Consider the following 15,226-nt stretch of genomic DNA (forward strand, 5'->3'; position numbering starts at 1 on the left):
TTACCTTCCTGTTGATGCGCCTCTATAGACCCTGGAAAGCGGCTTGTCAGCCTTGCCAAGGCCGCATTGTTCATCGCATTTTGGCCACATGCGCCCCGCCATTCTTGATCCTCTGTTTTCTCCCATTTCGGGCCTTCCGGGCGTCGGCCCGAAGATCGCCGAGCTGCTGGTCAAGCTGCTCGGGCGCGAGACGCCGGAGGATTGCCGGGTCATCGATCTTATCTTCCACGCGCCGTTTTCGCTGATCGACCGGCGCAACCAGCCGGGGATTGCCCGCGCGCCGCAGGGCGCGATCGTGACGATCACCGCCCGCGTCGACCGGCACCAGGTGCCGCCGCGCGGCAAGAGCAATGTCCCCTACCGCGTTCTCCTGCACGACGAGACCGGCGAGTTGACGCTGGTTTTCTTCCGCGGTCAGGCGGCCTGGCTGGAAAAACAACTGCCTCTCGATGCTGAGGTCACGGTCAGCGGCAAGGTCGACTGGTTCAACGGCCGCGCCTCGATGGTGCATCCCGATTACATCGTCAGGGCCGATGAAGCAGAGAACCTGCCGCTGGTCGAGCCGATCTACCCGCTGACGGCGGGGCTTTCGCCGAAGACCTTGCGCAAGATCATCGATGCCGCCCTGCCGCGCTTTCCCGCGCTTCCGGAATGGATCGACACTGCGCTGGCGCAGAAGCAGGGCCTGCCGTCGATCGGCGATAGCTTCCACATGCTGCACGAGCCGCGCGACCCCGCCGATATCGACCCGCAGGCCCCTGCCCGTCGGCGGCTCGCCTATGACGAATTCCTTGCCGGCCAGCTTTCGCTGAGCCTGGTGCGCCAGAGGCTGCGCAAGGTGGCGGGCCAGCCGGTGCAGGCGACGGGCGAAATCAGCGGTGAGATTCTGAAGTCCCTGCCCTTCTCGCTCACATCAAGCCAGAACGAGGCGATCGCCGAGGTTTTGAAGGACATGGCCGGCACTGAGCGCATGCTGCGGTTGTTGCAGGGCGATGTCGGTTCCGGCAAGACGCTGGTAGCACTGATGGCGATGGCGGCGGTGATCGAAAGCGGCGGCCAGGCCGTGCTGATGGCACCGACTGAAATCCTGGCGCGCCAGCACCATGCGACGATCTCGAAATTCGCCGCCTCCGCCGGGCTCGGCATCGAGATCCTGACCGGCCGCACCAAGGGGCGTGAGCGAGAGGAGATCCTCGAGCGCATCGCGTCGGGCGCCGCACAGATCATTATCGGCACGCATGCGCTGTTCCAGGACAGCGTCGCTTACGCCAAGCTGATGCTGGCCGTCGTCGACGAACAGCACCGTTTCGGCGTGCATCAACGACTGAGGCTGACCGCCAAGGGCATCTCGCCGCACATGCTGGTGATGACGGCGACGCCGATCCCGCGCACACTGGTGCTTGCCGCCTTCGGCGACATGGACGTTTCCAAGCTCACGGAGAAACCGGCCGGCCGCAAGCCGATCCAGACGATCACCGTGCCGATGGAGCGGACAGGGGAAATCGTCGGGCGGCTGCAAAGCGCGCTTGCCGAGGGCAAGAAGGCCTACTGGATCTGCCCACTGGTCGAAGAATCCGAAGAACTCGACCTGATGTCGGCCGAGGAGCGGCATGCGACGCTCGTTGCCGCGCTCGGCCCCGATATCGGCCTCATCCATGGCCGCATGAGCGGGCCGGAGAAGGATGCGGCGATGATGGCGTTCAAGAACGGCGAGACCCGCCTCCTCGTCGCCACCACTGTCGTCGAGGTCGGCGTCGACGTGCCGGATGCGACGATCATGGTGATCGAACATGCCGAACGTTTCGGCCTGGCGCAATTGCATCAGCTGCGCGGCCGCGTCGGGCGCGGCGACGAAGCCTCGACCTGCATCCTGCTCTACAAGGGGCCGCTCGGCGAAACCGGCCATGCCAGGCTTTCGATCATGCGCGAGACCGAGGACGGTTTTCGCATCGCCGAGGAGGACTTGAAACTACGCGGTGAAGGTGAGCTGCTCGGCACCCGCCAGTCCGGCACGCCGGGCTTCCGCATCGCCAGCCTCGAGGCGCATGCCGACCTCCTGGAAATTGCCCGCAAGGATGCCGCCTATCTCATCGAGCGCGATCCGGAGTTGACTGGTGACCGAGGAACGGCAATCCGCACCCTGCTCTATCTCTTCCGTCGCGACGAGGCGATCCGGTTCTTGAGAGCTGGTTAGTCGGCTTTAGAAACCGCCACCGGCTTCGGTCGCGGCAGATGCTTCTGTTTCGGTTCGGGCGGCTTGTGCTCGGGGGCAACGAGGCCGCCCGAGATCAGGAACTTGGCGGCGTCTTCCGGGCTCATGTCGAGCGGGACGATCTTTTCGCGGGGCACGAAGACCAGGAAACCGGCCGTCGGCACCGGCGTCGGCGGCAGGAAGACGGCGACCATGTCCTGACCGATGTCGTTGAACTTCGACGCGATCTCGCCCTTGGCATCGGTGGCGATGAAGACCAGTGCCCAGAGGCCGGGACTGGGATATTCGATGAGGCCGACCTTCTTGAAGGAATTCGCCTGTTCCTTCAGCACCGTTTCGAAAATCTGCTTCACGCTTCTGTAGACGGTGCGCACCAGCGGCATGCGCTGAACGATCGATTCGCCGAAACGGACGATGCTCTGGCCGATCAGGTTCTTGCCGAGGAAGCCGACGACGGTGATCAGCACGACGGCGGTCAACAGGCCAAAACCGGGAATGGCGAAATTGAGGTAGCTTTCCGGATTCCAGCGCGCCGGAATATAGGGCCTGACCCAGCTGTCCGACCAGTGGATGAAGGTCCAGGTTAGCCAGATGGTAATCGCGATCGGCGCGCAGATGATCAGGCCTGCGAGAAAATTATTCCTCAGCCGGGTTGCGACCGGCATTCTGGGGATGTTGTCGGTCATCTTTCCTGATGAACTCCATCTCGGTCCTGGACAGGCCGGAACGCCGGCCCTTCCCCCTTGTCCGCCGACCAAAATTGCCAGAATTCGGGGCGTCGCACAATATGTTTCGGCGCGAAGATCAGGTCGTCGCGGGCTTATTCCACGGTCACGGATTTCGCCAGATTGCGCGGTTGATCGACATCGGTGCCCATGAAGACGGCGGTGTGATAGGCGAGCAGCTGGATCGGCAGCGAGAAGATCATCGGCGCGATGATTTCGTCGACCACGGGCAGGGTGATCGTCGCCATAGTCGGCAGTTTCGAGGCTGCCGCCCCCGCCTCATCGGTGATGAAGATGATGCGGCCGCCGCGGGCTGCGACCTCCTGCATGTTCGAGACGGTCTTTTCGAAGAATCGGTCGAAGGGGGCAATGACGATCACCGGCATGTTCTCGTCGATCAGCGCGATCGGCCCGTGCTTCAATTCGCCGGCGGCATAGCCTTCGGCATGGATATAGGAAATTTCCTTGAGCTTCAGCGCCCCTTCCATGGCGAGCGGGAAGCTGGTGCCGCGGCCGAGATAGAGCACGTCCTTGCATTTCGACAGCTCGCGCGACAGGCTTTCCATCTGCGGCTGGATGAGGTTCAGCACCCGGCTCATGATGCGCGGCATTTCGGCGAGATGGCGCACCAGCGCCCTCTCCTCATCGGCGCTCACCGTGCCGCGGGCCTTGCCGGCGCCGATCGCCAGCGATGCCAGCACGGCCAGCTGACAGGTGAAGGCCTTGGTCGAGGCGACGCCGATTTCGGGCCCGGCCATGATCGGGAAGACGGCGTCGGATTCGCGGGCGATCGTCGATTCGCGGACATTGACGACGGCGCCGATCTTCAGCCCGTTGTCGCGGCAATAGCGCAGCGACGCCAGCGTATCGGCGGTCTCGCCGGACTGCGAGATGAAGAGCGCTGCCTGCGACGGCGACAGCGGCATTTCGCGATAGCGGAATTCGGAGGCGACGTCGATCTCGACCGGCAGGCGGGCATAACGCTCGAACCAATATTTGCCGACGAGGCCGGCGAGATAGGCGGTGCCGCAGGCCGAGATCGCCAGACCGGTCGCGGCCTTGAAGTCGATCGCGGCGGCATTGGCACCGATCGTGTTCTCGGCGAAATCGACATAGTGGCTGAGGGCGTGGGAGATCACCTCCGGCTGCTCGTAGATTTCCTTTTCCATGAAATGGCGGTGGTTGCCCTTGTCGACGACATAGGCGGTCGCCTGCGAGATCTGGCGGGCACGCTTGACCGGCTTGCCGGCAAAATCGATGACGGCGACGCTGTCACGGGTGACGACGGCGCAGTCGCCGTCGACCAGATAAGTGATCTCGTTGGTGAAGGGCGAAAGCGCGATCGCATCCGAACCGAGAAACATCTCGCCGCGGCCGTAACCGACGGCCAGCGGCGGGCCGGAACGGGCGGCCATGATCGTGCCGGGATCGGCCTTGAGCATGACGGCCAACGCATAGGCGCCGGTCAGCCGGTTCAGCATCTGCAGCATGGCGGCGCGCGGCTCCAGGCCTTCGCGCAGGTATTTCGCCATCAGCTGGGCCACGACCTCCGTGTCGGTCTGGGTTTCGAAGACCGAGCCCTCCGCGGTCAGTTCGTCGCGCAGCTCGGAGAAATTCTCGATGATGCCGTTATGGACAACGGCGACACCTTCGACAAAATGCGGATGGGCGTTGGTTTCATTGGGAACGCCGTGGGTCGCCCAGCGAGTATGGGCAATGCCGACAGTGCCGGGCAGCGGCTCGGCGTCGAGGCGCTTTTCCAGATTGAACAGCTTGCCTTCGGCGCGGCGGCGATCCATCACCCCCTCATGGATGGTGGCGACACCGGCGGAATCATAACCGCGATATTCGAGACGCTTCAGCGCATCGACCAGTCGCCCGGCAACAGGCTGAGTTCCGACGATCCCGACAATTCCGCACATGCAATATCCCCACAAGGCTCCGACAATCGAGGCCAGTCCTAACGATTCCCGCTTATTTATCAATCACCTCGGCGGTCACTTTGAATTTCCGCCGGTTACGCAAGGCGGCATCAGCCCTTAACCTTCTTCGCCGCCTTGATGGCAAGCGCGCGCTCGAGCAGCAGTGTGGCGCGGCCGGGCTTGATCTCCTGCCGGGCACGGCCGAGCGCCAGCGCATCGGCCGGCACGTCGGCGGTGATGACGCTGCCGGAAGCGATATAGGCGCCGTCGCCGATCGTCACCGGGGCGACCAGCGAGGAGTTGGAACCGATGAAGGAGTTTTCGCCGATCACCGTCTCGCTCTTGTTGACGCCGTCATAATTGCAGGTGATCGTGCCGGCGCCGATATTGCTGCCGGCGCCGATGACGGCATCGCCGATATAGGTGAGATGGTTGACCTTGGCGCCCTCGCCGATCCGGCCGTTCTTGACCTCGCAGAAATTACCGACCTTCGAACCATTGCCGAGATCGGCACCCGGCCGCAGCCGGGCGAAGGGGCCGACGGTCGCGCCCTGGCTGACATGGGCGCCTTCGATGTGGGAGAAGGCGTGGATGACGGCGCCGCTGTCGATCACCGCGCCCGGACCGAAGACGACGTTCGGCTCGATCAGCGCATCCTGGCCGATGACAGTGTCGTAGGAGAGAAAGACCGTTTCCGGCGCGATCATGGTGACGCCTGAAAGCATCATCTGGTGGCGGCGGCGCTCCTGCCAGAAGCGCTCGATGACGGCGAGTTCGGCCCGGGTGTTGCAGCCGGTCATCTCGATCTCAGGCGCATCGACGGCGGTGACGCGACCGCCGAGCGCGCGGGCGATCTCGACGAGATCGGTCAGATAGAATTCGCCCTTGGCATTGGCGTTGCCGATGCGCGAGAGCAGATCAAGCGCCTTGCGGCCGTTGATCGCCATCAGCCCGCTGTTGCACCGGGTGACGGTGCGCTCGGCATCAGTCGCGTCCTTTTCTTCGCGGATGGCGATGAGTTCGCCGTCCTTGACAAGCAGGCGGCCGTAGCCGGCGGGGTGATCGGTGTGGAAGCCGATGACGACGATATCGCTGCCGTCCGCAAGGCCCTGTCGGGCGGCCTTGAGCGGCCCGTCGGTCTGCAGCGGCACGTCGCCATAGGTGACGAGAATATCGTCATAGCCCTTGGCGATCGCCTCGCGCGCCGCCAGCACCGCATGGCCGGTGCCGAGGCGCTCTTTCTGCAGGCAGGCTTCGATGCCGACGCCGGCAATCGTTGCGGCCTTTGCCACCTCCTCGGCGTCGCGGCCGACGACGAGCGCGACGGAGGAGATGCCGGCGGAGGCGACCGCTTCGACCACATGGGCGATCATCGGCCGCCCGGCGACGGGATGCAGCACCTTCGATTTCGAGGATTTCATCCGCGTGCTGTCACCGGCGGCAAGGATGACGGCAAGACAAGTACGTTCCATGATCTGCTCCGCGAATCCGCGCCATGAGGCGGCTTTGTTGCCTCATACTGCATAATTCCTGAAATCGGAATCGATTTTCGGAAAGCACGCTGCGTAGACTGAAAGCCTTGCCGCGTGCTTTGCGCGCCCGAAAAGATGTGTGGCGCCGCAGTCAGCAAAGACTCTACAGGTGTGAAGTTTCGGTCGAAATCGGCACTATGACAGTCTCGGAACCGCGGGCGGCGAAGGCCTCGTGCACATGGTGGCGGCCATCCAGGATGACGAGCTCCATGGCGCGGCGCGCAGCAAGGCTGTCGCCGGAAACGATCGCGTCGACGATGCGCATATGGGTGTCGGCGATATTGGCAAAGCCGTTTTCGGATGGCGGCGTGCTCATGCGGAACATGCCGACGAGGGCAGCTTCGATGAGGCTGCCCAAGGTGCGCATGAAGGGATTATGGGAGGCCTCGGCGAGCGCCAGGTGAAAGTTAAGGTCGGCGAGCGCAAGGCTGTCGGCAGTATGGCCGCTCGCCGCCATCTCGAGCGCCAATGCGCGCAGCGTCTCGATATCCTCGGCATTCGCCCGTTCGGCGACGAGACCGGCGGCGAAGGGTTCGATGGCGAGACGAATATCGTAAAGCTGCAACAGGAACTCTTCCGTCACGCCATTGTCGAAATGCCAGGCGATGATCTCGCTATCGAACATGTTCCAGAGGTTCTTTTCGGTCACACGCGTGCCGACCCGCGCCTTGGCGACGACCATGCCCTTGGCGGCAAGCGTCTTCATCGTCTCACGCAAGACGGTACGGGACACCTTGAAGCGTTGCGCCAGCTCGGTGTCGCCAGGCAGGATCGTGCCGACGGGATAGGTGCCGGCGACGATTTCCTTGCCGAGTTCATCGACCACCTGCGCGTGGCTCGTCCGGGTTCTGCGCCCCGTCTTGCGGGTCTCGTCCAATTTGTTGCGCAAGCGATCCCTCTCCCCTTCAGGCGTACCTCTTGTTCAGACTGGAAACGAACAGGATGGCTTTCTGCATCAGGATGAATGCAAACAGCAAAAGCCCAATCAGGATCTTGGTCCACCAGCTCGACAGCGTGCCGTCGAAAGTGATGTAGGTCTGAATGAGCCCCTGGATCAGGATACCGATCAAGGTCCCCGCCACGAATCCCGCTCCTCCGGTCAGCAGCGTCCCCCCAATGACGACCGCCGCGATGGCATCGAGTTCGACACCGACTGCTGCAAGAGAATATCCGGCAGAGGTGTACAGCGAAAAAACGATCCCGGAAAGGCCTGCCAGAAAGCCCGACAGCGCATAAATCTGGATTGTCGTGCGTCCCACAGGCACGCCCATCAGCCGCGCCGTCTGCGGGCCGCCGCCGAGCGCATAAACATTGGTGCCGAAGCGGGTGCGCTGGGCGATGAAAATGCCGACGGCAAAGACCAGTAACATGATGGCGCCGATCAGCGTCAGCCGTCCGCCGCCGGGCAGCCGCCAATAGAGGCTGGTCAGCGTCGAATAATATTCGTGGTCGATCGGGATGCTGTCGATGGAGAGCACGAAGGCCATGCCGCGCGCCAGGAACATGCCGGCAAGCGTGACGATGAAGGCCGGCATCTCGAGATAATGGATGATTGCACCCATGACCGCGCCGAAGGCAGTGGTGATGACGAGCACCAATGCGAAGGCGAGCAGTGGGTGGATCGAGGTTTTCTGCAGGATCACCGCCAGGAAGACGCCGGTGAAAGCGATGATCGATCCGATCGACAGATCGATGCCGCCGGAGATGATGACGAAGGTCATGCCGACGGCGGCGATGCCGAGAAAGGCGTTGTCGGTCAGAAGATTGCCGATGACGCGGGTCGACAGCATGTTCGGATATTGCAGCGTGCAGCCGGCATAGGCGAGCACAAAGATGACGATGGTGGCCAGCAGCGGCAGGTATTTGGAGTTCATTTCGGCTGCTCCCTTCCGCCCTGCCGGCGGCTGGCGAAGATGGCGAGCGATTGCACCGCCGGCGACTGGATGACGAGGATGACGATAATGATGACAGCCTTGATGATCAGGTTGAATTCGGGCGGGAAGCCGGAAGACAGAATGCCGGTATTGACCGCCTGGATGATCATCGCGCCGATCAGCGATCCGAGAATGCTGAAGCGGCCGCCGAGCAGCGAATTGCCGCCGACGACGACGGCGAGGATGGCGTCGAGTTCCAGCCAGAGGCCGGCATTGTTGGCGTCGGCGCCCTTGATGTCGGCGGCGACGATGATGCCGGCGATCGAGGCGCAGAGCCCGCTCAGCATATAGACCGCCATCAGCAGTACCGGCGTCTGGATGCCGGAGAGCGTGCTGGCGCGGCGGTTGATGCCGACAGCCTCGATCAGCATGCCGAGCGCCGTCCGGCGCACAAGCAGGATGACGAGCAGACCGACGAGCAGCCAAGTGACGACGGGCATCGGCAGGAGGGCCATAGAACCGCTGCCGAAGAAGGTCAGCCCGTCATCGTTAAAGGTGAGGATGGCGCCTTCGGTGATGAGCTGGGCGATGCCGCGGCCGGCGACCATCAGCACTAGCGTGGCGATGATCGGCTGGATATTGAGGACCGCCACCAGGAAACCGTTCCAGACGCCGCAGGCAATGCCGATCGAAAGCGTCAAGATAATGGTGTAGACCACTGAATTTCCTGAGACAATCGACGCGGCTGCGACGGCGCCGCAGATGGCGATAACCGCGCCGACGGAGAGGTCGATGCCCTTGGTTGCAATGACCAGCGTCATCCCGATCGCCAGCAATGCCACAGGCGCGCCGCGATTGAGCACATCGATCAGGCTGCCATAGAGCCGGTCGTTCTGAACCACGACATTAAAAAACTGCGGCGACGTCATGAAATTCAACAAAAGAATGACAGCGAGCGCGATCAATTGCGGCGCCAGGCGAAAAGCCAGCGCGTTCAGCGAGGACCTCATGCATCCTCCATCTTGTGTTCGGCGGCAGCGATGGCATCGACGATGCCGGCGGCAGTGATACGTTCCCCGGTCAATTCGGCGATATGCTGCCTGTCGCGAAGGACGATGACACGTGAACTATAGGCGACAAGCTCTTCAAGTTCCGATGAAATCACGATCAGCGACATGCCTTCGGCGCAGAGCTGTTCGATGAGCCGGATGATCTCGGCATGGGCGCCGACATCGATGCCGCGGGTCGGCTCGTCGAGGATCAGAAACTTCGGATTGGTCGCCAGCCAGCGGGCGAGGATCGCCTTCTGCTGGTTGCCGCCGGAGAGCAGGCGGATCGGTTTTTCGCGGTCGGTGGTGCGGATATCGAGCGCCTTGATGTAGCGGTCGGCAAGTGCATTCTGCTCGGCGCGCGACAACGGTCGGGTCCAGCCGCGGCGAGCCTGCAGCGCTAGGGCAATGTTTTCTCGGATCGACAGATCGCCGACGATGCCGTCGGTCTTGCGGTCCTCCGGACAGAAGCCGAAACCTTTTTCGATCGCGGCGCGCGGGCTCGAAAGCGTGACCGGCTGGCCGTCGATCGTGGCGCTGCCGCTATCGGCATGTTCGACGCCGAAGAGCAGTTCGGCGGTTTCGGTGCGCCCCGAGCCGAGCAGCCCGGCAATGCCGACCACCTCGCCGGCGCGCACGTCGAGATCGAAGGGCTTGACCTTGCCCCGCTTGCCGTAGCCTGCGAAACGATAGCGGACCTCGCCGGCGGCAAGGTTGTGTTCCCGCGCCGTCTCCTCGACATGCGCCAATTCGCGACCGAGCATCATGGCGATCAGGCCCTGGCGCGGCAGATCGGCAACGTCGCGGGTGCCGACGAGCTTGCCGTTGCGCAGCACGGTGATGCGGTCGCTGATCGCATAGACCTGCTCGAGAAAATGGGTGATGAAGACGATGCCCAGACCGCGCTTCTTCAGGTCCTCGATGATGCGGAAGAGCAGCGCCACTTCCTGGTTGTCGAGGCTTGCCGTGGGCTCGTCCAATATCAGCACCTTGCCGGAAAGATCGACGGCACGGGCAATGGCGACCACCTGCTGGACGGCGACGGAGAAGCGGCCAAGCTCGGCGGTGACGTCGATATCGATGCCGTAACCGGCCAGCAGTTCGCGCGCCTTGCGGTTCATCGCGCGCACGTCGGTCATGCCGAAACGCCGTGGCTGGCGTCCGAGAAAGAGGTTTTCGGCGACGCTCAGATTGGCCAGCAGGTTGACCTCCTGGTAGACCGTGCCGATGCCGAGCTTCTGGGCGGCGAGCGTATTGGCCGGATTGATTTCCTGGCCGTCGAGCGTCAGGCTGCCCTCGTCACGATGATAGGCGCCGGTGATGCATTTGATCAGTGTGGATTTGCCGGCACCGTTTTCGCCCAACAGCGCGTGCACCTCGCCCTTGCGCAGCGTGAAATCGACCTTGTCCAACGCCACTGCGCCGGGAAAGAATTTCGATATTCCGGAAGCCGCGAGAACGTTCTCGAAATCGTGAATCATAAGGGTCTGTTTTCCTGATATTGACGGCAAAAGCCGCGCCGCGGCCGGACATGACGTCCCAAGGCGGCAAGGCAGTTCCGCACCGGTCCATGATGGGCCGGTGCGGTTCTACAGCGCTTGAATGCTGCATCATTCTACCCTCAATCGAACCCGATTCAGGGATTATGCAGCGGCGTCAAATCAGATTAGTAGCCCTGACCCTTCTTCTCTTCGTAGACCTTCATCGGCTCGTCGGCAGGCGTGTAGAGCTTGGATTCGGTCTGTATCCACTTCGGCGGAGCCTTCTTGTCCTTCAGGTAGGCGTCGAGCGCATCGAAGGCCGGACCTGCCATGTTCGGCGTCAGCTCGACCGTGGCATTGGACTCGCCTTCGGACATTGCCTTGAAGATATCCGGAACGGCGTCGATCGAGACGACGAGGATATCCTTGCCGGGCTTCAGGCCGGCTTCCTTGATCGCCTGGATGGCGCCGACGGCCATGTCGTCGTTGTGGGCGTAGAGAGCGCAAATATCCTTGCCGCCATTCTCGGCCTTCAGGAAGCTTTCCATGACTTCCTTGCCCTTGGTGCGGGTGAAGTCACCGGTCTGGCTGCGAACGATCTTGAGGTTGTCGTGGCCGGCGAGAGCTTCTTCGAAGCCCTTCTTGCGGGCGATGGCCGGCGACGAACCGGTCGTGCCCTGCAGCTCGACGACGTTGCACTTCTTGTCGCCGACGGTCTTGACCAGGAAGTCACCGGCGACCTTGCCTTCGTGGACCAGGTCCGAGGTGACGGCCGTCAGGTAGAGATCGTCCGGAGCCTTGATGGTGCGGTCGAGAAGAATGACCGGAATCTTGGCTTCCTTGGCTTCCTTCAGAACGTCGTCCCAGCCGGTTTCGACGACCGGAGCAATGAGAATGGCATCGACGCCCTGAGCAATGAAGGAGCGCAGAGCCTTGATCTGATTTTCCTGCTTCTGCTGCGCATCGGCAAACTTCAGATCGATGCCGCGCTTCTTGGCCTGCTCCTTGGTTACGGTCGTTTCAGCCGCGCGCCAGCCCGATTCCGAGCCGATCTGCGAGAAGCCGACGGTCAGCCCGGCGGCCGAAGCCGAACCGAACATGCAGGCAGCAAGAATCGTGGCACTCAAAAGTGCAGTCTTCAATTTCATGATTTCCTCCCAAGCCGCGTCTCGCGGCGCGGGGTCAAAAAATCATATAGTATTACTTTTGTAAATCGGAATCTTTGCATGCAGTGCAGCAAAAAAAGAGCGCCCACAGGGGGCGCTCTTCGCAATTGCGAATTGAAGGCGGCTTATTGCGCCGGCAGCTTGTCGTCGACGCCTTCGACATAGAAATTCATGCCGAGCAGCGTTCCGTCATCCGCCTTCTCGCCGGCCTTCAGCCAAGGCGTGCCGTCCTGCTTGTTGATCGGACCGGTGAAGGGATGCACCTCGCCGGACTTGATCTTGGCTTCGGTTTCCTCGGCCATCTTCTTCACGTCGTCGGGCATGTTAGTATAGGGCGCCATCTTCAGGATGCCGTCCTTGAGGCCGTCCCAGCTCTGCTCGGACTTCCAGGTGCCGTCCAGAAGCGCGTGAACGCGCTTGGAGTAGTAGGTGCCCCAGGTATCGACGATCGCCGTCAGCTGCGCCTTGGGGCCTGCCGCGATCATGTCGGATGCCTGGCCGAAGGCGTGGATGCCTCGTTCTTCGGCAACCTGCATGGGAGCCGTCGTATCGGTGTGCTGGGTCAGCACGTCGACGCCCTGGTCGACCATCGCCTTGGCGGCATCGGCTTCCTTGCCGGGGTCGAACCAGGTGTTGACCCAGATGACCTTGAGCTTGAAGCTCGGATCGACCGACTTGGCACCCTGCTCGAAGGAGTTGATGCCCATCACCACTTCCGGAATCGGGAAGGAGGCGATGTAGGCCGCACCATGGTTCTTAGAGGTCTTGGCGGCGATCTGGCCGAGGATGTAGCGGCCTTCATAGAAGCGCGAATTGTAGGTGGCGAGGTTGGGGCCCGATTTGTAGCCGGTGCCATGCTCGAACTTGACGTCGGGGAACTTGGCGGCAACCTTGACCGTCGCATCCATGAAGCCGAAGGACGTCGTGAAGATCAGCTTGCAGCCGGACCGGGCAAGACGCTCGATGGCGCGCTCGGCATCCGGGCCCTCCGGCACGTTTTCGAGGTAGGGCGTGTCGATCTTGTCGCCGAATTCGGCCTGGACCTGCTGGCGGCCGAGATCATGCGCCTGCGAATAACCGCCATCGGTGTGCGAACCGACATAGACGAAGCAGACCTTCGTCTTATCGGCAGCCTGAGCGGCCGACGAGATGCCGATCACGGCGGCAGCCGAGGCGGCGAGTGCGAATGCATATTTCTTCATGGTAACCCCTGTTGGTTTGAAGTTATTGCGGAAACCCGTCTTTATGGTGTTGCTTCATCGCTCCGGCACGAAGGCTTTTCCGAGCGAGGCGGGCGTATTGATCAACGTCGTGCGCCGATTATGAGAAATGATGATGAGAACTACAATAGTCGCGGCATAGGGCAGCATCGAGAGGAACTGCGAGGGAATGCCGAGACCGAAGGCCTGTGCGTGCAGTTGCAGGATGGTGACCGCGCCGAAGAGGTAACCACCGGCAAAAACCCGCCACGGCCGCCAGGAGGCAAAGACCACCAGCGCCAGCGTGATCCAGCCGCGGCCGGCCGACATGTTCTCCGCCCATTGCGGGGTGTAGACGAGCGACAGCTGGGCGCCGGCAAGCCCGGCGCAGGCGCCGCCGAACATCACCGCCAGATAGCGCGTGCGGATAACCTGAATGCCAAGTGCATGGGCCGAAGCGTGACTGTCGCCGATCGCCCTGAGCTTCAGCCCGGCCCGGCTACGGAACAGGAACCAGCTGACGCCAACCACAAGCGCAATCGACAAATAGAAGATCAGATCCTGCCGGAAGAGAACGTGGCCAATGACCGGAATGTCAGACAGGACCGGAATGACGATCTCTCCCAGCCGGATCCCGGGCATGCTGACATAGGCTTCGCCGAGCATGCCCGACACACCAAGGCCGAGAAGGGTGAGCGCCAGGCCTGTCGCCACCTGGTTTGCCACCAGCGTCAGCGTCAGGAAAGCGAAGAGAAGCGAGAAAAGCGCGCCTGCCGCAATGCCGCAGACAATGCCGACATAGGGCGAGCTCGAGATCTGCGCGCCGGCAAAAGCGGCGACCGCGCCCATGATCATCATGCCTTCGACGCCGAGATTGAGAACGCCGGAACGCTCGGCGACGAGTTCACCGAGGGCTGCGATGACGAGCGGCGTCGAGGCGGTGATGACGGTCAGCAGAATGGCTTCGAAGATACTCATGCCGCCCCACCTCTTAGCCGCGACCAGACGATGCGGACTTTGTAATAGATCAGCGTATCGCAGGAGAGCACGAAGAAGAGCAGCAGGCCCTGGAAGACGCGGGTGACCTTATCGGAGACGCCGAGCGACAGCTGTGCGGCCTCGCCGCCGAGATAGGTCAGCGCCAGCACCAGGCCCGATGCGATGATGCCGAGCGGATTGAGGCGTCCCAAGAAGGCGACGATGATGGCGGTGAAGCCGTAGCCCGGGGAGATCGCCGGCTGCAGGTGGCCGATCGAACCGGAGACTTCGGCTATCCCGGCAAGGCCGGCAAGTGCGCCGGAGAAGAGGAAGCTGAACCAGATCATTTTCTTCGAGGAGAAACCGGCAAAGCGCCCTGCCCGCTCCGACTGGCCGAGCACGACGATCTCGAAGCCTTTCAGCGTATAGCGCAGCATGAACCAGACGCCGATCGCCGCGATAATGGCGAAGATGAAGGCCCAATGGGCCCGACCCGACGCTTCCCAGATCGCCGGCAGCACCGCTTCCGGGGCGAAATCGCGCGAGACCGGAAAGTTGAAGCCCTTCGGATCGCGCCAGGCGCCGCGGATGAGCCAGTCGAGGAAGAGTTGGGCGATGTAGACCAGCATCAGCGACGTCAGGATTTCGTTGGTGTTGAAATGCGCCTTCAACAGGGCCGGAATGGCGGCGAAAAGCGCGCCGCCGAGCGCTCCCAGGATGAGCATCAGCGGCAGCACGAGCGGCGAATGCCAGTCGTAAAAGACGATCGGCAGATAGGAGCCGGTGATGGCGCCGATGGTGAACTGGCCTTCGGCGCCGATATTCCAGTTGTTCGAGCGATAGCAGACCGCCAGTCCGACGGCGATCAGGATCAGCGGTGCGGCCTTGATCGCCAGTTCGTGCAGAGACCAGACCTCGAGCAGCGGCTCGACGAAGAAGGCGTCCAGCGCCTCCACAGGGTCCTTGCCGAGCATGGCGAACATGATGGCGCCGAAGACCAGTGTCAGCACAAGGGCCAGCAGCGGCGAGACGAAGGTATAGAGCTTCGAGACGTCGGGGCGTTTTTCGAGTTCAATGCGCATGGGCTG

At 62.4% G+C, this 15,226-nt stretch carries 12 protein-coding genes; 1 reads left to right on the plus strand and 11 read right to left on the minus strand.

Annotated features, from left to right (window positions below; translation table 11 throughout):
- The first annotated feature begins 88 nt into the window (after window positions 1-88).
- The gene (gene recG, locus ACS4RS_RS18830) at window positions 89-2,194 is read left to right on the plus strand and encodes an ATP-dependent DNA helicase RecG (RefSeq protein ID WP_439009746.1); all 2,106 of its coding nucleotides are present in this window, start codon (window positions 89-91) and stop codon (window positions 2,192-2,194) included.
- On the opposite strand, the gene ACS4RS_RS18835 is transcribed toward recG, so the two are convergent.
- The 11 genes from ACS4RS_RS18835 to ACS4RS_RS18885 form a co-directional block, all read right to left on the minus strand.
- Window positions 2,191-2,898: a DUF502 domain-containing protein gene (locus ACS4RS_RS18835; RefSeq protein ID WP_439009745.1), complete on the minus strand. Its 708-nt coding sequence runs from the start codon at window positions 2,896-2,898 to the stop codon at window positions 2,191-2,193. The genes recG and ACS4RS_RS18835 overlap by 4 nt on opposite strands.
- A gap of 134 nt (window positions 2,899-3,032) precedes the next feature.
- A complete protein-coding gene (gene glmS, locus ACS4RS_RS18840; RefSeq protein WP_439009744.1) occupies window positions 3,033-4,859 on the minus strand; it encodes a glutamine--fructose-6-phosphate transaminase (isomerizing) in 1,827 nt (608 codons plus the stop codon).
- A gap of 110 nt (window positions 4,860-4,969) precedes the next feature.
- On the minus strand, window positions 4,970-6,331 hold the full coding sequence (glmU, locus tag ACS4RS_RS18845) for a bifunctional UDP-N-acetylglucosamine diphosphorylase/glucosamine-1-phosphate N-acetyltransferase GlmU (RefSeq protein ID WP_439009743.1): 1,362 nt from the start codon (window positions 6,329-6,331) through the stop codon (window positions 4,970-4,972).
- A gap of 163 nt (window positions 6,332-6,494) precedes the next feature.
- Complete coding sequence (locus ACS4RS_RS18850; RefSeq protein ID WP_439009742.1) at window positions 6,495-7,280, minus strand: FCD domain-containing protein; 786 nt, start codon at window positions 7,278-7,280, stop codon at window positions 6,495-6,497.
- Between the two features lie 16 nt (window positions 7,281-7,296).
- Complete coding sequence (gene yjfF / locus ACS4RS_RS18855; protein WP_012557650.1) at window positions 7,297-8,265, minus strand: galactofuranose ABC transporter, permease protein YjfF; 969 nt, start codon at window positions 8,263-8,265, stop codon at window positions 7,297-7,299.
- The gene (locus ACS4RS_RS18860) at window positions 8,262-9,275 is read right to left on the minus strand and encodes an ABC transporter permease subunit (protein WP_439009741.1); all 1,014 of its coding nucleotides are present in this window, start codon (window positions 9,273-9,275) and stop codon (window positions 8,262-8,264) included. The genes yjfF and ACS4RS_RS18860 overlap by 4 nt, the downstream gene beginning before the upstream one ends.
- Window positions 9,272-10,795: a galactofuranose ABC transporter, ATP-binding protein YtfR gene (ytfR, locus tag ACS4RS_RS18865; protein ID WP_439009740.1), complete on the minus strand. Its 1,524-nt coding sequence runs from the start codon at window positions 10,793-10,795 to the stop codon at window positions 9,272-9,274. Before ytfR ends, ACS4RS_RS18860 begins: the two co-directional genes overlap by 4 nt.
- A gap of 185 nt (window positions 10,796-10,980) precedes the next feature.
- Complete coding sequence (ytfQ, locus tag ACS4RS_RS18870) at window positions 10,981-11,943, minus strand: galactofuranose ABC transporter, galactofuranose-binding protein YtfQ (RefSeq protein WP_003586511.1); 963 nt, start codon at window positions 11,941-11,943, stop codon at window positions 10,981-10,983.
- A 143-nt stretch (window positions 11,944-12,086) separates the two neighbouring features.
- Window positions 12,087-13,163 carry a BMP family ABC transporter substrate-binding protein gene (locus ACS4RS_RS18875; protein WP_439009739.1) on the minus strand — a complete coding sequence of 359 codons (1,077 nt, stop codon included), beginning with the start codon at window positions 13,161-13,163 and terminating at the stop codon, window positions 12,087-12,089.
- A 54-nt stretch (window positions 13,164-13,217) separates the two neighbouring features.
- Window positions 13,218-14,138 (minus strand): ABC transporter permease subunit, encoded by a 921-nt coding sequence (locus ACS4RS_RS18880; protein WP_439009738.1) that lies wholly within the window; start codon window positions 14,136-14,138, stop codon window positions 13,218-13,220.
- Window positions 14,135-15,220, minus strand: coding sequence for an ABC transporter permease subunit (locus tag ACS4RS_RS18885; RefSeq protein ID WP_439009737.1), 1,086 nt, complete (start codon window positions 15,218-15,220; stop codon window positions 14,135-14,137). The genes ACS4RS_RS18880 and ACS4RS_RS18885 overlap by 4 nt, the downstream gene beginning before the upstream one ends.
- Between the last annotated feature and the right edge of the window lie 6 nt (window positions 15,221-15,226).

This window comes from Rhizobium sp. F40D2 (genome assembly GCF_051810745.2).
In the GTDB taxonomy this organism is placed as follows: domain Bacteria; phylum Pseudomonadota; class Alphaproteobacteria; order Rhizobiales; family Rhizobiaceae; genus Rhizobium.